Origin of the sequence: Carnobacterium mobile DSM 4848 (genome assembly GCF_000744825.1) — a bacterium.
Lineage (GTDB): Bacteria > Bacillota > Bacilli > Lactobacillales > Carnobacteriaceae > Carnobacterium_A > Carnobacterium_A mobile.
Genome location: NZ_JQMR01000001.1, coordinates 1386655 through 1407768 on the forward strand (window position 1 = coordinate 1386655; position 21114 = coordinate 1407768).

The 21114-nt window shown below is 37.3% G+C and carries 17 protein-coding genes and 1 riboswitch; of the genes, 7 read left to right on the forward strand and 10 right to left on the reverse strand.

Features of this window, described 5'->3' with window-relative positions:
* From BR87_RS06475 to BR87_RS06485, 3 genes are all read right to left on the reverse strand, one after another.
* Entirely contained in the window at positions 1-1611 is a 1611-nt protein-coding gene (locus BR87_RS06475; protein WP_035030091.1) for a gamma-glutamyltransferase family protein, read from the reverse strand.
* A gap of 27 nt (positions 1612-1638) precedes the next feature.
* A complete protein-coding gene (locus BR87_RS06480; RefSeq protein ID WP_035030096.1) occupies positions 1639-2844 on the reverse strand; it encodes a hypothetical protein in 1206 nt (401 codons plus the stop codon).
* Between the two features lie 227 nt (positions 2845-3071).
* A complete protein-coding gene (locus BR87_RS06485) occupies positions 3072-4001 on the reverse strand; it encodes a 1-phosphofructokinase family hexose kinase (protein ID WP_035030099.1) in 930 nt (309 codons plus the stop codon).
* Positions 4002-4475: 474 nt separating this feature from the next.
* Between BR87_RS06485 and glmS the strand changes: the two genes are divergently transcribed.
* Together glmS and BR87_RS06495 are read left to right on the forward strand one after the other, a co-directional pair.
* On the forward strand, positions 4476-6284 hold the full coding sequence (gene glmS / locus BR87_RS06490) for a glutamine--fructose-6-phosphate transaminase (isomerizing) (protein ID WP_035030102.1): 1809 nt from the start codon (positions 4476-4478) through the stop codon (positions 6282-6284).
* 184 nt (positions 6285-6468) lie between these two features.
* On the forward strand, positions 6469-7470 hold the full coding sequence (locus BR87_RS06495) for a N(5)-(carboxyethyl)ornithine synthase (protein WP_035030105.1): 1002 nt from the start codon (positions 6469-6471) through the stop codon (positions 7468-7470).
* A gap of 93 nt (positions 7471-7563) precedes the next feature.
* On the opposite strand, the gene BR87_RS06500 is transcribed toward BR87_RS06495, so the two are convergent.
* Positions 7564-7983, reverse strand: a complete 420-nt coding sequence (locus BR87_RS06500; protein WP_035030107.1) for a pyridoxamine 5'-phosphate oxidase family protein — start codon at positions 7981-7983, stop codon at positions 7564-7566.
* Between the two features lie 88 nt (positions 7984-8071).
* Positions 8072-9790: a Na+/H+ antiporter NhaC family protein gene (locus BR87_RS06505; RefSeq protein ID WP_035030108.1), complete on the reverse strand. Its 1719-nt coding sequence runs from the start codon at positions 9788-9790 to the stop codon at positions 8072-8074.
* 98 nt (positions 9791-9888) lie between these two features.
* Positions 9889-10070: riboswitch (Lysine riboswitch) on the reverse strand.
* Between the two features lie 243 nt (positions 10071-10313).
* On the opposite strand from BR87_RS06505, the gene BR87_RS13030 reads away from it, so the two are divergent.
* Both BR87_RS13030 and BR87_RS06510 read left to right on the forward strand, forming a co-directional pair.
* The gene (locus tag BR87_RS13030) at positions 10314-10424 is read left to right on the forward strand and encodes an NAD-dependent epimerase/dehydratase family protein (RefSeq protein ID WP_211249972.1); all 111 of its coding nucleotides are present in this window, start codon (positions 10314-10316) and stop codon (positions 10422-10424) included.
* 334 nt (positions 10425-10758) lie between these two features.
* Positions 10759-11622 carry a hypothetical protein gene (locus BR87_RS06510; protein WP_051929709.1) on the forward strand — a complete coding sequence of 288 codons (864 nt, stop codon included), beginning with the start codon at positions 10759-10761 and terminating at the stop codon, positions 11620-11622.
* 51 nt (positions 11623-11673) lie between these two features.
* Here BR87_RS06510 and BR87_RS06515 read toward each other — a convergent pair whose 3' ends face one another.
* A complete protein-coding gene (locus BR87_RS06515; RefSeq protein ID WP_035030110.1) occupies positions 11674-12342 on the reverse strand; it encodes a DUF421 domain-containing protein in 669 nt (222 codons plus the stop codon).
* 266 nt (positions 12343-12608) lie between these two features.
* On the opposite strand from BR87_RS06515, the gene BR87_RS06520 reads away from it, so the two are divergent.
* Positions 12609-12866 (forward strand): YrhK family protein, encoded by a 258-nt coding sequence (locus tag BR87_RS06520; RefSeq protein WP_035030112.1) that lies wholly within the window; start codon positions 12609-12611, stop codon positions 12864-12866.
* Between the two features lie 95 nt (positions 12867-12961).
* On the opposite strand, the gene BR87_RS06525 is transcribed toward BR87_RS06520, so the two are convergent.
* Positions 12962-14353, reverse strand: coding sequence for a hypothetical protein (locus BR87_RS06525; RefSeq protein WP_035030114.1), 1392 nt, complete (start codon positions 14351-14353; stop codon positions 12962-12964).
* A gap of 48 nt (positions 14354-14401) precedes the next feature.
* Entirely contained in the window at positions 14402-16372 is a 1971-nt protein-coding gene (locus tag BR87_RS06530) for a bifunctional metallophosphatase/5'-nucleotidase (protein ID WP_035030116.1), read from the reverse strand.
* 260 nt (positions 16373-16632) lie between these two features.
* On the opposite strand from BR87_RS06530, the gene BR87_RS06535 reads away from it, so the two are divergent.
* Positions 16633-17394 carry a flavodoxin family protein gene (locus BR87_RS06535; RefSeq protein ID WP_051929711.1) on the forward strand — a complete coding sequence of 254 codons (762 nt, stop codon included), beginning with the start codon at positions 16633-16635 and terminating at the stop codon, positions 17392-17394.
* A gap of 215 nt (positions 17395-17609) precedes the next feature.
* Here BR87_RS06535 and BR87_RS06540 read toward each other — a convergent pair whose 3' ends face one another.
* Together BR87_RS06540 and BR87_RS06545 are read right to left on the reverse strand one after the other, a co-directional pair.
* A complete protein-coding gene (locus BR87_RS06540) occupies positions 17610-18500 on the reverse strand; it encodes an SDR family oxidoreductase (protein ID WP_035030119.1) in 891 nt (296 codons plus the stop codon).
* Between the two features lie 185 nt (positions 18501-18685).
* Positions 18686-19663 carry a metal ABC transporter substrate-binding protein gene (locus BR87_RS06545; protein WP_035030122.1) on the reverse strand — a complete coding sequence of 326 codons (978 nt, stop codon included), beginning with the start codon at positions 19661-19663 and terminating at the stop codon, positions 18686-18688.
* A gap of 343 nt (positions 19664-20006) precedes the next feature.
* On the opposite strand from BR87_RS06545, the gene BR87_RS06550 reads away from it, so the two are divergent.
* Complete coding sequence (locus tag BR87_RS06550) at positions 20007-21113, forward strand: AI-2E family transporter (protein WP_035030124.1); 1107 nt, start codon at positions 20007-20009, stop codon at positions 21111-21113.
* The last annotated feature ends 1 nt before the right edge of the window (position 21114 follow it).

The following is a 21114-nucleotide window of genomic DNA, read 5'->3' on the forward strand; positions in this document are numbered from 1 at the left end:
TTACCAGACTGATAAATACCCGTCTGATCTAGGTTCTGTTCCGCCGACTAAAACACCATTTTTATCACGCAAAATAATTTGGCCGCGTCCGAACATAATGGTTTCATTGACTACTTCTACTTCATGTCCTTTTCGCATCAGTGCTTCTGTTACATGGAAAGGCATACTCGGTTCAACTTGAATCTGTTTTCCTTTGATCCATTGCCACCTAGGAGCATCTAGTGCATCTTGCGGGTTCAAATGAAAGTCGATCATGCTGCTGACTAATTGCATATGTCCTTGCGGCTGCAGCGGTCCGCCCATCACGCCGAATGGCCCAATAGCCGTGTCCCCTTGCGTTAGAAAACCTGGAATGATCGTATGGTACGGCCGCATTCCGGGTGTCAAACAGTTGGGATGGCCTTTTTCCAAAGTAAATTGACAGCCACGATTGTGTAAACTGATTCCCCAGCCGGGCAAAACAGTTCCAGAACCAAACCCTGTGTAGTTGCTTTGGATATAAGAAACCATATTGCCATCTTTGTCGGCAGCTGCGAAGTAAACCGTTCCTGACTTATCTAATTCGCCAGGAGCTGGAGTCAAGGCTTCTTCTCCAATCAGCTCACTGCGTTCTTTGGCATATTCTTTTGACAGCATCGCTTCTAATTTAACTTTCATTGCTTTTGGATCGGCGATGTGTTCTATCCCATCACTGAAAGCTAGTTTGATTGCTTCGATTTGCTTATGGTAGGTATCGACATCGTCTTTTCCTTTTAAATCTAAATTCTCCAAAATATTGAGAGCCATCAAGACAATTACACCGATTCCATTAGGCGGCAATTCCCAAACGTCATATCCTCGGTAATTGGTTGAAATTGGATCGACCCATTCCACTTGGTGTTTTTCCAAATCTTCTTTGCGTATGTAGCCATCATATTCACGTGAAAATGCATCGATTTCATCTGCAATTTTTCCACGGTAAAACGACTCTCCGTTTGTTTGGGCAATCTCGCGCAGGGCTTTAGCATGCCCTTTCGAAGACCACAGTTCTCCGGCTTCTATCGGTCGGCCGTCTGGACAAAAGACATCAAACCAAGTTTTCAAAACAGGGTAATCTTTTAAAGCTGCTGAATAAATTTTATAGTATCGTTTCCATAAACGAGCCACATTGCTGGCAACTGGAAATCCTTCTTCTGCGATTTTCGCTGCGGGCTCTAGTACTTCTGTTAAAGGCAAATTACCGAACTTTTCAGATAAAGCTACCCAACCACTGGGAATTCCGGGAACAGAAACCGGGTCTAACCCAAACTTGCTGATTTCTTGGTATCCTTTTTTTACAATGGATTCTGATGTCATTAAATCAGGAGCTGCTCCGCTGGCATTCAAGCCGTACATTTGCCCTTCGAACCAAACTAAAACAAATGCATCTCCTCCGATACCGTTTCCGGAAGGTTCTACTACTGTTAAAGCAGCGGAAGTAGCAATCGCTGCATCAATGGCATTTCCGCCTTTTTTTAATATTTCCAGTCCTACTTGTGAAGCTAATGGACTAGCGCTGCCGATCATTCCTTTGTGACCGTAAACTAAATTACGTCTTGATGCGTAATGGAATAAATTAGGATCAAATTTCATATGTATTCCCCTTTATGGTTTAATAGATTATAAAAAATTAACAAAAATTCCAGCGATCACGATCGATAAAGTTGTGACTGTCGACAACCCGGCTACTACATATGCCGGCATAATGTGGTCTAAAATAATTTCTTGTTCTTTAGGGTCATCGGTTACTGCTTTGGCTATTTCATTTGAAATTAAAAAAGTCGCCGGAAAACCTAAAAATTGTCCCATTGCAATGCCCATAGCTAGATTTTTAGTCTTCGTCAGCTTCCAGCCTGGTAATAAATAAAAGACACTATATAAAGCAGCTAAAGAAACGCCAATCAACAAAATCGTGGAAACACCTAATGAGAGCAAATCAGCTGTGCTAATATTAGCCAATGAAGGAACAATCGTTGCAAATACCAGCATTGACAACAGCCCAGAAGCTTTACCTTTTTCTAAAATTTTACTCGGAACTAATTTGGTATAACTCATAAATGCGCCAAACAACAAGGCCCAGATCGAATAATTGATCGGAGTAATTGTCCCTAACGAAACAGCGATCCAAGCAAAGAAAACAGCGATGGCCATACAAATAAAGTCAGTAAAATATTTATTGTGTTTATCTGCAAATCCAATATTTTTTTGTAAATCTGCCTGCATAGAAATTTCTTCCTCCGGGGTCAATGCCGTTGCTTGTTTGCTGCGGTAAACAGCTAAAACCTCTTTTGCTTCTCGTACTCCAAAAAATGAAGCTGGATAAGAGCCGGCAAACTTTTTAATGGCATACAATACGACGCCTAAAGCAGCTGGAATAGCTAAACCGATCTCAGTCGCTGCGCCGCTCATGATTTGTGTTGAAACGATTCCGCCATTTAGCACAGGTATCGCTACAATAGCACTTTTGATTCCAACGATTGGCGCGATTGCTAAACAAGCTGCCATAACCACCAGCATGGAAACAATCGCCGTCAGTACTGTACGCCATTCTTGCGTCAATTGCTTTAAATTGATCATCGTACCCATATGAAAAATCAACAATCCGGCAGATAAACTACCAAATTCAGATAGTCCCGCTAATTCAATAACATTAGCCGGCAAGATATGTGTCAAAAACCCAATAAGGAACAAAAATAAGGCCACAAACACAGATGAAACTTTGGCTTTAGAAAGGATTCCAAAGAAATCACCAATCGCAAAAATACCTACTACAATCAAAAAATAAAAATAGCTCCCACTCGTGAAAGCTGTCAAAATATCCTGCATAAAAATTCCTCCTATTGGGTTGCCATTTTTTAGACAAACAGATTAGAAAGTTATTTTTAAACTAATCGTTTTCTAATGCAATGGCCATATAGTAACATTATCTTCTAAGGGGTGTCAATCCTTATTCCTGCTTAATTTACCCTTACAAAAAGTTGTACCAAAAAGAAAGCGCCATCAACTTTTGTTCTCCTCTTGAAGAGAAAGTTGATGGCGATTCTTATCTATTTTTAATGATTTTGTACTTTCTCAATTCGGACTTCTTTTTGCAGCCGTTTAGCTTCTTTTACACTAAAAGATGTACTATTTGTGTATTGCACTTTGCTTGCAGCACAACCGCTGGCAAACGCCAATGATTCGACTAAAGACTTTCCTAATGAGAGACTTCCTAGAAATGATCCGACAAAGCAATCGCCAGCACCGGTATCGTTCACTGCAACAACTTTAGGGGCAGTAATTTGATAAAGTTCCCCATCGTGACTGCAAATGCTGCCTTCACTTCCCTGCGAAACGACAATATAATCTACTTTTTTAGACAGTTCTTTTAAGTTATCCAATAAAGAATTTTCTTCCGAAACAATTTCTTGTATTTCAAACGCATTGGGTTTGATAAAGTTGACTCCTACTTCGACTGCCTTGGCTAATGCAGCTCCTGAAAGATCACAAGCAACAAAACAGTTTTTCTTTTTTAGCAATTGCAGCAGTTCTTCTAAATTCCTCAACTCAAAACCTGGCGGCAATGAACCAGCAATCAAAACCATATCGTCTTCTTGAATTTTTTCTTCGATCTGTTCTGTTAACAATTCGATATCATAACTAGAAACTCTAAATCCTTTTTCCGTAATGAGAATACTGCCGCTGACTCCGGCTTCTAAAATAACGTAACTTTCTCGAGTTGGTTTGCCATAAACTTCTACCAAGTCATGATTAATCCCTTTTTCTTGTAAAATTTTTTCTAATTTGCTTTTATTCGTTGTTCCGCAAAAACCTAATGCTTGATTCTTTACCCCTAGTTTGCTCATTGCAAAAGAACCATGATGTCCTTTTCCGCCTAAATCATAATCTATTTTGCTAAGTCGGTTGTTTTTTTCTTTAACCAACGTTTTTTCTAGGAATAGTAATCGGTCAATAGCTGGATTTAATGTAATGGTGTAAATCATACTCTTTTCTCCCTCCGTCTACATTATTTTTCTGAACTCGTTTCTTTATCTTTCCATTGTATCATTTAACTGTATCGCTTTCATTTATTGGCTTTCCTTATAGTAGTTAAAATAATGAATGAACACATTTTTTCATTATAAGTATATTAGAATGTTTATTTTTTTGTCTAAAACTCTCCATTCCAAGAATAAACAATACTAATTGGTATCTGTATAAAAATCTCATTTTTTTATATATACCAATATTAAAATAAAAAATTAAACCTGTTGACATTCCATTATATTAATAATACTATTATCATGTTTTTAAAAACATTTCATGAAAATTAGTATATACCAATTTTAAAACGATTCGATTTGGTCTAGTTCATAACACTGATGGATCAGCTAGTATATCTTACTGCTGAGAAGCTATGTCTAACCAAAAAACGTCCCGTCTCTTAACGCTATCAATATAGAAAGAAGGAAAAGTTCATGTGTGGAATAGTTGGGTACATCGGAAACCGAGATGCTAAAGACATCTTGCTGCAAGGTTTGGAAAAATTAGAATATCGAGGTTATGACTCTGCCGGTATTTTTGTTATTGATGAAAATAAAAGAAGCTATTTATTTAAAGAACAAGGACGGATTGCTGCGTTAAGAAAAGTAGTTGACTCAACTGCAGCAGCTGCCTCAGGTATTGGACATACTCGTTGGGCGACTCACGGGGTTCCAAGCATAGAAAATGCTCATCCACACCAATCAGCTAATGGCCGTTTTACTCTGGTTCATAATGGTGTAATCGAAAACTATCAAGAACTTAAACAAACTTATTTAGCTAACACTCACTTAACAAGCGATACGGACACAGAAATTATTGTTCAACTCATTGCTCATTTGGTAGAAAAAAATACTGTTTCTACCCTCGAAGCTTTTAAAGAAACAGCTGCGCTTTTAAGAGGATCCTATGCATTAGCATTAATTGACAAGGAGCAGCCTGAAATCATTTATGCAGCTAAAAATAAAAGTCCTTTATTAGTTGGGAAAGGCGACGGGTTTAACGTTATTTGCAGCGATGCTATGGCCATGATTCAAGAAACAAATCAATTTATCGAGTTGACCGACGGCGAAATTGTGACGTTGTCTCGCGATACGATTACCATTGAAAACCAGCTGAATGAAGTGATCGAGCGAGAAGCTTATACGGCAGAAATCAATTTGAATGACTTAGACAAAGGGACTTATCCTTACTATATGGCAAAAGAAATGGATGAACAGCCAGCAGTTATCCGGAAAATCATTCAAGCTTATCAAAATGATGAAGGGGTATTTGAATTAGATAAAACTATTCTTGCTAAATTGATTGCCAGTGATCGGATTTATATCGTAGCTTGCGGAACGAGTTACAATGCAGGATGGGTAGGGAAACAGCTATTAGAAAAACTAACTCATATTCCTACTGAAGTTCATTTATCCAGTGAATTTGGACACAATATGCCTTTATTGACCAAAAAACCTTTCTTCATTTTCTTGTCGCAAAGCGGAGAAACAGCAGACAGCCGTCAAGTGTTGGTCAAAGTCAATGAGATGGGCCACCCTTCTTTAACATTAACCAATGTAGCTGGTTCAACACTTTCTCGCGAAGCAGAGTTTACTCTACTGTTACATGCCGGCCCTGAAATAGCTGTCGCTTCTACCAAAGCTTATACTGCTCAAATCGCCGTTTTAGCTATATTAGCCGAAGTGGCAGGTAAAGAAACCGGTCTAGTTGTACAGGATTCCATTGGTCATGATCTTGGAATCGTAGCCAGCGGAATGGAAAGTATTCTCTCTGAAAAACATCAGATCGAACAAATGGCAGCAGATTATTTAAGTATCAGCCGCAATGCTTTTTATATTGGTCGCGGAGTTGATTATTATGTAGCTATGGAAGCTTCACTAAAACTGAAGGAAGTTTCTTACGTACAGACTGAGGGATTCGCTGCTGGAGAACTAAAACATGGAACGATTGCATTGATTGAAGAAGGCACACCCGTGATTGCCGTGATTACTGATGAAGGTATCGCTGGACATACTCGCGGAAACGTACAAGAAGTTCAAGCCCGTGGCGCGAATACAATGGTTTTCTCTATGGAAGGCTTAGAGCAACTAGGCGATCAATTCATTTTGCCAAAAGTCAATCCTTTACTTACTCCATTAGTCAGTGTCGTTCCCACACAATTGTTGGCTTATTATACTAGCTTGCAACGTGGGAACGATGTAGATAAACCAAGAAATCTTGCTAAAAGTGTGACCGTTGAATAAAATCACGCTACCTACGAATCGTTTTGTTGAAAACAAGCCAAAAGGTACTGACTATGCGTCAGCTTTTGACTTGTTTTTTCCTTTTTTTTAAAGTGAATTTGTAATGAAACTATATTAATGAGATAATGAAGTACTATGTCCGGCTTTCTCGCACATAATGATTACACATAGGAGGTTAGGAAATATGCTACAGGAACCATTGAAAACCATCGGATTTGTCAACAGTCATAAAACTGGCGAAAAACGAATTGCTTTGCTGCCAAGAGATGTTGCACACATTCAGCATCGAGAAGTTCTGTTTTTTGAACAAGGTTATGGAAGCGATTTAAATATTTCTGATAACGAATATATGGCTTTAGGCTGCCAAATTGTTTCAAGACAAGTTGCTTTGTCACAAGATATTATTTGCGATCCTAAAATTGGTGATGCTGATTTTTTAAAAAGCTTACAACCAGGACAAACCCTTTTTGGTTGGATTCATGCAGTCCAAAGCAAAGAAGTAACAGAAATCTTAATAGCTAATGGTCTTTCTGCCTATGCTTGGGAAGATATGTATGAAGATCACCGACATTCTTACTGGCGCAATAATGAATTGGCCGGCGAAGCAGCAGTCATGCATGCTTATCAATTGAACGGTGTTATGCCGTATGATACCAAAGTAGCGCTTTTAGGTCGCGGCAACACAGCTCGTGGAGCTCAAAAAATCTTAACGAGTTTAGGGGCAGATGTCCAAGTATATGACCGCAGACAAGAAGCGCTGTTCCGGAAAGAAATGACTAACTTTGATGTAATTGTTAATGCAATTTTATGGGATACTACTCGTACAGACCATCTGATTTATCAAAAAGATCTGAAAAAATTTAAAGAAGGTACAATGATCATTGATGTCAGTTGTGATGAAAATGGCGCAATTGAAACAACTATCCCTACAACACTAGCCCATCCTATTTATGAAGTAGAGGGGGTTGTTCATTACACAGTCGATCATACACCAACTATTTTTTATCGGACTTCTTCAAGTGCAATTTCACAAGAAACTGCTAAGTACATTGATGATTTAGTTGAGAATCGCCCCAATAACGTTTTAGACCACGCCTTAATTATAGAACAGGGACAGATCCTTGATGAACGCATCAACCAATTCCAAAGCAGGGGCACAAAAGATCCCCTAAAAAATATAAGCTAATGATCCTTTCTTGCTAATTCAGAAAAATAAAAAAAGTGCTAACTAACGCAATAAAATTGCTGTTAGTTAACACTTTTTTCTGATCCTAGCCTATTAGCTGAGATCAATCGGAATCGCATCGTTATTTTTTGTTCCACGCAGTCTTGCTGTTTCTGGTTTTAATTGTAAAATCAGAATATTCGGATCATCTTTCCCATCAAAGATAACGTTCATATACGCGCTCCATAGATGATCGATTAGAGACTGATCATCTGTAAGAGAAAGCTTACCTTCGATCTCTACATAATCTTTATTTAAAACGCCTTCTTCATATCCTAACAATACAAATGCATTTGGATTTTCTTCTAACTCTTTCACTTTGGTGGTTCTTTTATCTGTTAATGTATATAAAACAAAACCTTCATTAAAAAAGGTCATATAATAAGCTTTGGGTTTGTTGTCTGAAACAGTGGATAAGACGCCAATACTGTTTTTAGAAATAATTTTTAACGCTTTTTCTCTTTCATCTGCCATTTTAATACCCCCAATTCGTTAGTAAGTATAGTTTGACATACTTTATTTTTCTAATCAAAAGATAGCACTTTAGTCCTTTTCATATTTTTCATTTTAGGATTTCAGAAACGGATTGAGTCACACGTTTGCCAAAGAAGTAAACAACAGCCACTGTCACGATCAATGCCATCGGTAGCACGATCCAAACGGATAGCCCTAAACCAGCAGGAATAAACCCAAAAATAATAGCGATGGCTGCAACCACGATCGCATACAACAATTGGGTCTTTACATGTTCTAAATGGTCTGCTCCTGCTCCCATCGATGACAAAATAGTTGTATCGGAAATCGGTGAACAATGGTCTCCGAAAATAGCACCTGTCAAAACGGCTCCAGTTGTGATAATAATAAAATCAGGATTGTTGGATAATGCTGCTGATAAAGGAATAGCCAGCGGCATTAAAATTCCCATTGCGCCATAAGACGTCCCAGTCGCAAACGAAATAATTGACCCTAGAATAAAGACGATAGACGGCAGTAAGAATACGGGCATTGTATCGGATAACAAAGATACTAAAAATTCTGCTGTACCTAATTCTCTGATAACGGCGCTCAATGACCAAGCCAGCAATAAAATTGCTCCCGTGATAATCAAAGATTTCATTCCATTGATCCAAGTATCGACTGCTTCACCCCAAGTAAAGGTCTTTTGTGATACACCCATCGTCATGGCTACGAGGCTTGCCAATAAAGCTGCCTGAAACAACACGATACTCGCATCCGAAGCACCAAAAGCTTCTTGGATAGCTAAAAGAGACAAAGGACTTGCTTTCAGAACTGCTATAGCCGCAGCTTCTCCATTTTCTATGATTGCATTGTATCCATTGAAATAAAAACCAACGAAAGCTGCTACAATTAACGTACCGATTGGAATAATCATATTCCAAATGCTTAATTTTGTTCCTTCAGCTGGTTCCATCTCATCAATTTCTTTTGACGAGACCATATTCAACTCATCTTCATCATATAAAGTACGATTACGTGCTTTTTTTTCAGCGTTCAGCATGGGCCCAAATTCTTTTAATAATAGAATAGTCGCTAATACAAAAGCCAACATTAAGAAATTATAAAATCGATAAGGTAACGTTTGAACAAAAATACCATAAGCATTGACTGTTTGGCCAATCGCTTCATACCCCTCCTTGATCAAACCTACTTCATACCCTACCCAAGTTGAAATTAAGGCTATCCCGGCAATCGGAGCTGCCGTTGCATCAACAATAAAGGCTAATTTTTCTCTAGAGACATGTTTTTCATCTGTCACTGGCCTCATCACAGGTCCAACAATTAAGGAATTAGCGTAATCATCAAAAAACATCAGTATACCCAAAATCCACGTAATCACTTGGGCACTTTTAGGACCTTTAGCTTTGTTTGACAAAGCAGAAGCAACAGCTTTTGCACCTCCCATTTTAGTCATCAAGGCTATTAATCCGCCTATTGTTAAGACTTGGAGAATAATCCCCGCATTCCAAGGATCAGCCAAAGAAGTCAACGCATAATCTACAACGCTTAAAAATGCTTGTATTATCGCAAAAAAAGAATTGCTCGTTGCTAAATGAAGGACATATGCTCCTGAAAAAATACCGATAAATAATGAGATAATAACATTTTTAGTTACAAAGGCTAATATTATCGAAACAAAAGGCGGTACTAATGTAAACCACCCATAATTGACACCAGAACCGTTTCCATTTGAGAAATCCATATTAGCAGCAACTACCATAAAAATTGCTAATGCTGAAACCAAACCAATTTTCTTCTTCATTTTCTTACTCCCTTTCTTAATTTGAACGCAAAAAAACGCCTTGAGTTCTATTCAACTCAAGGCGCACTTTATGTATAGATTCACACAATTCAGTACCCTTTGTTGATAGTCCTCCACAAATTCATGCCTGAAATTTTGTGACAGTGCTGAACATATTCTGTTCAGCCCCAGCATCCAACAGTTTGGCACTGTTAAACACTTCGGCGATTTTCCCTTTCCAACTACTTCATCGTGCCCTCTCACTAGTTGTACTCTTAAAAACCGCGCCTCTATCTTTATTTTTTTTAAAATCTTATCCTTTAGTATACAGTATTTTTTACATTTTGACACTGCATTCTGCTAATCCACATCCGATTTTAATACAGTTTTTGACCTCTTTTCTTCTTGCCTTAAAAGAATACGTTGTTATTTGTCACTAGCAGAGAAATTCGCTTATTGTCTTTAAGTTGATTAACTGTTTAATCAAGCGTAAACTATTTGTATACACAAGCGTTTTCACTTCTTAACTAAAGGAGGGTTTCATATGAAAATTTTAGTCACTGGCGCCACCGGTATGTTAGGTACTAAAGTAGTTGAGGCATTATTAAAAAAAGGTGTTCCTACAGAGTCTCTTGCAATCCCTGTTCATAAGTGAAGGCTTGCCCTTGTTGTTAAAACGTCCTGCCATCACTTTGCAGGAATCTTTAGCAGAAATCATTCATCGGTTTAAAGAAAGCTAAGAAGATGTTGCCTTTTTTTTCCTGATAATAATAAAACAGATCATTAGATATCATGGTTCAGATCTTTTATAATAAAATAGAAAACTTTTTCATTTTAACGAAGGATGGGACGATCCACCTCTCAATCCATTAAGTATATTTTCTCAAATAATTGAGGAAATACCAACTAAGAAACAACTTAGGTTCATAAGGTTTTCCTTTTTTTGTCGGAAGACTAAAACCTTAAATATAATGTACAAGGATGATTTTATGATAAATAAAAAAGCTTTGTTTCCTGCATTTATCACAATGGCAGTATTAGCCGGCTGTTCAATGAACAACGCCCCTGATAATGAAACAACTAACACATCTTCTCAAGCAAGTTCTGCAGAAGAAACTAGCCAAAGCAGCAGTCAGGAAAGCACAGTTGAAGAAAGTTCCAGCAGTGAAGCAGCCAATCAATCAAGTGCGGCTTCATCAACAAGTTCGAGCGAACAACCAGCTGCTTTATCTCAACAAGAGGTTCTTGAAGCCATTGAAAATGAACTCTATACCGATGCGCCTATCCATTTACCTAAACAACTCCCAATGAAAGAGGGCAAACATCTAAGTGCGACTACTTCATCCGAAGCGGGTACCTATGCTGTTGTCTTTTATGAAAGTGATGAACCAATCCCGATTAACAATCAGCAGTTAACGAATAGCACCAGTTCAGCTGAAAAAATTGCCCAATTAACGGTTCAACAATATCCTTCTCAAAAAGAAGCTGACGATCAAATAGTCCATCAAACGTTCAGTGAACAAGGCGGACAAGAAGTCGATCTAGGGTATGATATTACCGGCTATCAAGACGCAGGAGCCGGTTCTGTTTATACTGGCTGGAATGAAGGCCAATGGGCTTTGGCTGTCCATGCCAGAACCTCAAATAGCGAACAAGGTACTGAATTAGCGAAAGAAGCAGTAGAGTTCTTAGAAGAGAACAGTCTTCCGGTTCCTAACCCTCATGGTTATGCTCATCTTGATTCCGAGCGTGAAACCAACCGGATCCTTTGGCAAGACGGAACAACAGTCTATGTTATTGATCAAGTAGTTGATCCAATTGACGCATTGATGATCGCTGTAGCCTTTGATTAAAAAAACGTCCTATCCTTTTTGTCTAAAGAAAGGATAGGTTATTTTTATTTATTACCCATCAATTTCATAAGGCTCTTTTATTGAATCAGCATAAGTTTTAATATATAGACCTCGTTCGCTCGACCACTCAGCATATGCAATTTCCGCTATTTGCATCTGTCCTTCTTTTCTTAATCGTTCCCGTAACCAATCTTCTGTTTTATGAATACTTTCTAATGCTTTTTCACTTATTTTCCCTTCATCGATTAAAAGAATGGTCAATATCGTATCTTCTTTTTCATTTTTCATCACACTGATCGTTCCACCTGTTTCAAGAATCACATGTTTTGCTTCTTGCAAAGAAAAACAGTTTTGCTGCCTCATCATCGTTCTTAACTGTTCCATTTCTACGTGGTTGCTGTTCAATCCTTTAATATTCAGCTGACCATCCTGCACTAAAACGCAGGGCTCGCCTTTGATCCATTTATTGATTCTATCATTTTTTTGTACAAACGTTTCAATACTGTAAATCATAACTCCCCATACCGTCAAAGCTAGAAAAAAATGGATTAAACGGATCTTTTCATCATAGATTGATTCTTCCAAAAGCCCTCCCAGCACCAAAGTATAAATTAAATCAAATGGTGTAATATCAGACATACTTTTTTTCCCTAATAAACGGGTAAAAAACAATAACCCGATTAATCCAAAAGCAACCTTTAACACAATACTTCCATACATAACGGATCACCCTCTATTCAAATTAATGTTTGTAATCACTATTCTTTTTCTCTATTCTAGCGTTTCCATTAGAGGAGTGCTATTGAAGTGCTTTAACTATTTATGGATGGACCAAAAACTTGATGGGCGGGGTCTATCTCTCCTCAACTCTCCAACGCAACTGGATAAGTTGAACTACCTTATCACCTGAGTTTTCAAACGGTATTTGATAAAATAAATATATAGTAAACAATAAAAAATAACCGATTAAGAAAGGAAGAACAGATATGCCAAAAATCAATCGCAAAAAAAATGATGTTGTCATTAAATCCAAACGTTTCAAGATTTATTTCCAACAAAAGTACCAAATTATTTCATTAACGAATGATGTTATCACTGGATTAATGTTTGTAGCTGGTAGTTTATTGAATCTTTTTGGCGCTCCCGCTGTTTATGGTAGTGTTATTTATTTATTAGCCAGTATCTTCTTAACTATCCGTCCTATTCTTAAAATTCTTCGGAAGACTTGGATTTCAAAACTGTAAGACTAAATCCTTTAATAAGAGGAACAGAAAAAAAGACCCACTGCAAAAGCAGCGGGTTCAAAAAGAATCTCTTTATTTATTCTTGGAGTTTGCCTTTAATATTTATATAAAAATGCGGACATCACAAGTGTGCCCAGCACAACAAGTCCCATTAGAGCAGTAGAATCGTTATCTGCTGACTTTCCAGCTTCATTTTTATTTTTTTCCAATACTTCAGTACTTTTCTCTGCTGAAGAAAATAGGGTAGTTTCACTTTTCGAATCAGGTAATGCAGTTCCCTCATTTTTTACATGTGCTGTTTTTCCTGGTTCCGTTGAATCAGGTAACAGCGAAAAATGCGTTTTATCAGTAGTCTCCTCCAACGGCAATCTTTGTTTGTCTTTCGTCTTCTTTTGACTTTCATTTTTCGTAAGAGACTCTTGATGCTCGTCAGGCTCTGGTAGTTTATTTTCTTCTCCTGTTTCTAGATCAGGGACTTCTTCCTCATTATCCACCTGGCTTTTTTCCAATAAAACCACTTTTTCAAAAGTTGCAAACACCCCTGTTGTATCCGTTATCGTAATCTCAAGGCTGTCTTCTGCACTTATTTCATTAAGTATGCTTAAATCAAAAATAAAGTTGCCGTTTTTATCAGCTGTGCTTTCAGCGGCCAATTGATCACAGTAGTTAAGAGTTATCGTTGCTTCGGAAATGGTTTTTCCAGCGTAATTCCCCATATTTTGATAGATATCTGGTAATTCAGTAGCTTCTTTGATTTCAGCTACTCGCTTTTTCCACTCTTCTGTTGGTTCTGAAACGGTCTTTTCCATGAGATGGGTAATCCCATCAGATAACAAAATGAATTGAATCACTTGCCCTGTTTGTAATCCTTGATCATCAAAAGAGAGTGTAAATTCTCCAGTCACAGCATCTGCTTGGATTGGATCACTTAGTTGTGTATTGATGAATAACCGAATAGAAGAACTAGGATCCGTTGTGCCCATATAGTGTTTGGTATAGGGATAAAGCGCAGGTAAAACCGTGTTTGCTTCAAGTTCTTTTTCTTCAGAAGATTCTGCTTCAAGATAAATCACTTCTTTGCCTGCTGTTGCTAGTAAAATTTGCTTCTCAATAGTCTCTTCCATTCCAGCCGGCTCATCACTGATTATATGAAAAATAAGCGTATCTCCAACCTTAAATTCTTTTTCACCAAAGTCCACAGCAAATTTCCCAGTTTTATTTACTGGAATATCTGTCATTGTCCCTTCATGACCTTTTATCTCATAAGAGAGTTTTCCTTCAAAAGAGAGCATCCCATTATAAATCTTTGTGTTTTGATAGATTTCTGACAAATCAGCTTTCTTATCTACCACTGAATCTGCTGAATCTTTACTTGCATATTGGTTAGTCGCGCTTTCTGTCTGACCGTAGACTTCTGGGCTCCATAATATAAAGAAGATACTCCATAATAATCCAATCATCCAGCAGAAAGAGGTACTTTTCTTCATTATTTTTTCCTTTCCTACAAATAGCGAAAAATAGGTTAGATAAATTTCCTATTTATTGTTAACGGATTCTTGTTCTTTTAATACTCGAGCTAACTGTAAATAAAACTCTCCCGTTGTTTTCACATCCGCAAACTGGTTTTTGTCTACATTAGCTTTTGAAGACAAGTAACTGATTTCTTCTTTAACAATCGGTTTAGTTACATTGATAGAGGCAATATTCGTTCCGCTTCCCTCTTTTGAACGGGGAATATCTAAAATCTCTTTATTGACAAGTTCGACAACGGCTGAGTAAGCTGGAGATTCGGTTTCTATTCCCACTATTTTCCAATTGTTTTTTGGTTCTGGTGTATATTTTCCATTCAATTCTTCTACTAAATACTTAGTAGCTAGTTTTTGAAGAGTCCCTTCTGTTGCTCCATATGCACTTTCAGCTTGAGATTCCCATATTTTATTAAATTCTCGGTTTGAAAACAATTCGCCATCTGAACGAAGAAACTCCATTCTTCTTGAGTTCATGCCTAGTTTTAACTGGTCACTCATCTTGATTGGCGTACCATCCAATTTACGTAAATTTTTAATACGATTTCCTGGTTCTTCGCTTAAATCAATTTCATATTTGATGTTTCCGAACAAATCATTCGTCACTTTATCGGCTGTTCGCCGCCTTTCATTAAAGCTGATCGTAACATCTCCCGGTTGAGCAGTATTAAAATAACCAGCAGCCCACTCCATATAATCTTTTAAATCTTGGCCGGTTACTTTATAAACAGAAACGTCTCCATCCTCAAATTGGTAGTTATACCCTAAATCTTTTTTCCGAATCGGTCCGATTTCTAATGAGGCTTGATCGTTATCAATTTGATGAGCAACGACATCTGCATGACTATAATAGAGCATCACTTCATGTAAAAAATCTATCAAAGGAGTCTCTTGTGTTTGAACTGCTGGGATGCCCTTGATGGTGTCTTCAGGAACCAAATTCATTCCTTTCAACTCACCTACTATTTCATTAGCGTCTGCACGCGCAAGTTCATGATAAGGTTGTAAAATTGTCTCTAATTCTTTGTCTGATTCGGTAACCGTTCCATCTGCGGCTACAACTGGAATAGCTGTGACGTCTTTTTGCTGTAATTCAAAATGGTCGCCTTTCTTACTGAATGTCAAATCAATTCTAGAAAGATACGTACCGTAATTTTCTGGTTCTGTAACTGGTATGCCGTTTGATTCCGTGTCTTTAATCAATTCATGTGCATGCCCAGCAAAAACGGCATCCAATTCAGGAACAGCTTTAGTCAGTTCTTGGACACCCGTTCCAGCAACATCGTATTCATTTTCTAAGCCCATATGAACTAAGCCAACTACTGCATCTGCTTTTCCCTCTAAATCTGCTACCGCTTTTTTCGTTTCTTTGATCGCACTCCTAATTTCGATACCGTCTAAATGTGAACTGCCTTTCTCAAATTCTGTCACCATGGGAGTCACCATTCCGATAATGCCGATTTTGATTCCAGCCCTCTCAATAACAGTAGAAGCTGGTAAAAAGCGTTCGCCGTTTTTTTGATAAACATTTCCGGCTAACTTAATACCCGTATATTGATCAGCTATTTTCTTCAGTGTATCCAGTCCAAAATTAAATTCATGATTCCCAAGAGTCCATACGTCATATCCCATTTCATTCATAGCCGCCATCATAGGTGACTCAGGCTGATCATTAAATAATTCAGCTGAATTATCTTGAATCATATCTCCTGCATCCAATAAAATAGTATTAGGATTTTCTTGACGAATCTTTTTTATAAGGGTTTGAAGTTGTGTTAAACTGCCTTCTAGATTTGGTTCATCAATCGCATAATCCCATGGCATAAAGCGTCCATGAATATCAGATGTTGCCAAAAGAGTGATTTTGACTTCTTTTTCTTGTGTTTCCGCGCTATTATGTACATAAACCAGACTTATTCCTATAAGAATTCCTACTAATAGCATAGCGAGAAATAACTTTTTACCTTTTATTTTCTTCATGTTCTTCCTCCTGATTCGTTAAGCCAGCAGAGCTGCACTTAAAAAAATTGCCATTTATCATTCTACCACAGAACACCATTTCCGCTAAGAAAAATGTTTTTTTATTCAATTTGGTTTAAAAAGCCGCTTCTTCTACTTATGAGATGTTAATCAGCTTTCCTAGAAATTTCCCATCCCTTTTTATTACATGTAAAACAGTTCACAAAAATCATCCTATGGTATACTTAAGGCATACGGAACTTTTTAGGAGTGTTTACTTTATGATGAAAATATTAGGCATTTTAGGCAGTTATAACCATAGAGGAAAAACTGCAAAAATGTTGGAAGAAGTTTTGGCCGGTGCAAGTGACGCTGGCTTGATAACTGAATTGCTTTATTTAGACGAGTACCAAGTAAAGATGAGCCATCCTGATACTCGTAAACTTTATGCTAAATTACTGGAAAGTGACTGCGTTGTTTTAGCAGCGCCTACTTACTGGGGAGAAATCAGCGGCATAGCGAAAAACTTTCTCGATTGTCTGCGGCAATACGCAGTCAAAACAACCGAAAATGGAGATTTAAAACCTGGAAATTTAAAAGGTAAAAAGTATATTACCATTACCAGCTGCTATAAGACAGCTTTGGAAAACATAGTGACCGGTCTGACTGATACTACTTTTAATAGTGTTCAAACTGTTTTTTCTGCTGCCGGGATGAAACCTATTGGCGAAGTAGTATTGACCAATACATGGAAACTGTCCGCTCTTCCTTTACGAAAAAAAGAGGAATGTTATAACTTAGGCTTATCCTTACAACAAACTATTGAAAAGGAGCACGATCTGTTGAAACGCTATATTCAATTATTCTTTATGATTGCTTTTTCTTCCCTTTTGGTGATGGGAATGGAAGAAGGATTAGCTAAACTGGGTCTTTTAAATTTAACTAATTTTTGGGTACGCTGGCTAGCATTCGCCGTTTTATTTTTTACCTTATTATCGGTTATTCTTCATACGGTTACCGTTCACAATCATAAGAAGAAATAACCGTTTCAAGTCAGTTTTCTGTCTACTGTTATTTGTTACTAAATTCACTAAAAATAACAAAAGACGGTGCATCCTTCAAACATGCTGCGAAAATTGAATGCTCTATTTTATTACCTCCACATAAAAATCCCCTCATTTTAAGCACAATAGGCTTAAAGTGAAGGGGATTGGTTTTATTAGTAAACTTTGGTTCTTTTTAACAACAATAAAATAAATTACGCAATTTCTGTTCCACCCGTTACACCGTAAACTTGGGCAGTCACATAACTTGAACTAGTCGAAGCGAGGAACACATACACATCTGCTAGTTCTACTGGTTGACCCGCTCTTTTCAGTGGTACCTGTTGGCCAAATTCAGGTATGGCTTCGCTCGGTTGTGCACCAGTAATTTGTAATGGTGTCCAAATTGGACCAGGAGCAACTGAATTGACTCGGATTCCTTTCGGAGCTAATTGTTTAGCTAAACCGCGTGTAAATCCCGTAATGGCAAATTTCGAAGCAGCATAATCCAGTAAAATAGGACTTGGGTCAAAACTTTGTACAGAAGTTGTGGTAATGATAGAAGCTCCTTTTGGCAAATAAGGCAAGGCAGCTTTTACTACCCAAAATAATGAAAAGACATTCACTTCAAACGTTTTGCGAAGTTGGTCAGTCGGTAATTCAGTAATATCTTTTACAGCTTGCTGTTGGCCAGCAACTAAAGTCAATACGTCTAGTCCATCTAATTCGGTATAAGCTTGTTTCACTAAATCTTGGCAAAAAGATTCATCACTTAAATCTCCAGGTATCAATACTGCTTTTCGTCCTTCTGCTTCAATCAGTTCTTTTACCTCTTCGGCATCTGGTTGTTCTTCCGGTAAATAATTAATCGCTACGTCAGCACCTTCGCGCGCATAGGCTATCGCTGCTGCTCGGCCTATCCCTGAATCTCCGCCTGTAATCAATGCTTTTCTGCCAATCAATTTTCCGCTTCCTTTATACGACGTTTCCCCACAATCAGGCAAAGGATCCATCTTCCCTTGAATACCAGGAGTCTCTTGATATTGTTTAGGGTAAGTTCCATTAAAATATTGATTTAGCGGGTTTTGAGAAGTTGAATCAGTCATTAGTCGATCTCCTTCCTTTTTTTGGTTTTGCGATTTTGATCTTATAGATTCATTTTAACAAGTTCATTATTTTTCCGCATCTTATACGACTTTACAAAAAATAAACTCCTAAAATCACTTATTGATTTCAAGAGTTTACTTTTTAGGTTAAAAAAACTAATTATTGATTGTTTTTCTAGCCAATTTTAATAAATACTTTTCTTTAATGCTTCAAGGTTGTTTTTCATTACTTGAATGTAATCAACACCGGCTTCTTGCTCTTTTTGAGTAACTCCTTCGATCGGATCCAAAATAGCCAATTCTATCCCGACTTCATTAGCTAACGTTTCAGCTATTTTTGAAGAGGCGTTATTTTCAAAATAAATGTATTCTACATGGTATTTATTTACATATTCGGTTAATTCAGCCAGCTTTGCTGGACTGGGTTCTGTTTCAGCAGATAAACCAGAAATCGAAATTTGAGTTAACTCGTATTGTTTTGCTAAATAAGCAAATGCTGCATGTTGTGTTACAAATACACGGTTAGTTGCATGTTTAAATGCCTCTTTAAATTCTTGATCTAATGCAGCTAATTTTTCGTTGTAAGCTGCTGCATTTTCTTGATAAGAGGCGGCGTTTTCTGTGTCAACTGTTGCAAGCCCTTCTTGAATATTTTTGACTTCTATTTGAGCTAGCACAGGATCTAACCAAACATGCGGATCAACAGCGTGATGGTGTTCTTTTGAATGGTCCTCTTCTTCTGTTTCCTCATGGTCATCATGTTCGTCGTGCTCAATAAATTCAATTCCGTTACTGGCATTGATAACCGTTACTTTCTTTGTATCAATAGCTTTTAACGCACTCGGTACCCAAGTTTCCATTTCATCACTATTATAAATAAAGACGTCTGCATTTTCAATTTGGGCAATCATTTTTGCACTCGGTTCAAAGTCATGCGGTTCCGTTCCAGCTGGGATCAACATAGCGACATCTGCTTTGTTTTGCACAATATTTTTTGTGAAATCATACATGGGATAAAAAGTTGTAACGATTTTTAACTTCCCAGTTGTATTTTCTCCATTGGGCCTATCAGATTGGTTCCCAGTGTTTCCGCAACCAACAAGCAATAAAAAAGTTCCCACAATAGACAGTACTAAGCTCATAACTTTTCTCTTCTTTTGCATATACATCCTCCTGATCTTAATTAATTTTTTAACCTACCCTCTATGTAGTAAAATAAGCACATAAACTTATTTTAACCAAATCGTAAAGGTTACGTTTTAAAGCATAACTTAATTCGCTTTTCAATGCAACTCTTTTTCGCTAACCTTAATTTTTTTTTGAATTCAGCTTAATTTTAAAGACATAAATCAGTTAGTATGCCTGCTTTTCTTTTAGATTAGATACTAAGTCTTTTTTAGAAGTCAAACTATTGTAAAATAAGTCCGTTAATCATGGTAGTATAGTAGATGATAAATGAATACATGATCCGTTGTACCGTACTGATTTAAAAAGGAGACTATTTTTATGAAATTTTTTAAAGATTCAAAGCTGTTCTTTTGGACAATGTGGCTGTTAGCAGTCGTCGTTATTGTTTATTTTGCCACACGAATCAGCTTTGTTTTCCATCCAATTTTCGTTTTATTTTCAACGCTCTTTATTCCCGTTTTAAGTGCAGGTTTTTTATTTTACTTATTTAATCCTTTGGTTAAACTCTTACAAAAAGTAAAACTCAAACGCAGTTATGCCGTTATGTTAGTTATGATCCTCTTTCTTGGTGGAGCAGCTGCTTTTATTATTAAGACCGTACCTGTCTTGATGGAACAATTATCAGATTTGGTTACTAATATACCAGCTATTATTTCAGATATTGAAATACAAGCCAAAGATTTGACCTTATTTTCCAAATCCAATAATGTGGATCTTGAAGAGACACTGAATCGTTTAAATATATCACTTGATGCTATTTCGAAAACCATTTTATCTAGCGTTACAACTAGTATCAGTTCTATCCTGGCAATGGTCGCTAACTTAACGATTGTCTTGATCACAGTGCCCATTATGCTGTTTTATATGTTTCATGACGGTGAAAAATTTCAACCGGCTGTTGCCAATTTATTTCCCGAAAAATATAAAAAACACGTTATTGAACTGCTCCATCAAACAAATGAAGTGATTTCTGCTTATATCAGCGGAAAAGGATTAGCGAGTATTGTAGTGGCTATCTTAATATACTTTGGTTTTTTATTTATTGGACTGCCTTATACGCTATTATTAGCAATCATTAACGGCGCTACCAATCTTATTCCTTATATTGGTCCTTTCATTGGCGCTGCTCCTGCATTTATTGTTGGCTTGACGATTTCTCCGGCAACAGCTTTTTTTGTTGCTTTGGTCGTATTTATTGTACAACAGCTTGATGCTAATTTCTTGACACCAAAATTCGTTGGGAAATCTTTAGCAATCCACCCATTGACCATTATTATCATTTTATTAGTAGCAGGAAAAATGATGGGGATTGTGGGAATTATTTTTGGAGTCCCGGCTTTTGCAGTAATCAAAACAATCATCATTTATATTAAATCTACTCGAATGTCTGCCATAGAAAACAAAAAAATTGAAGTAGAAAAGTAGT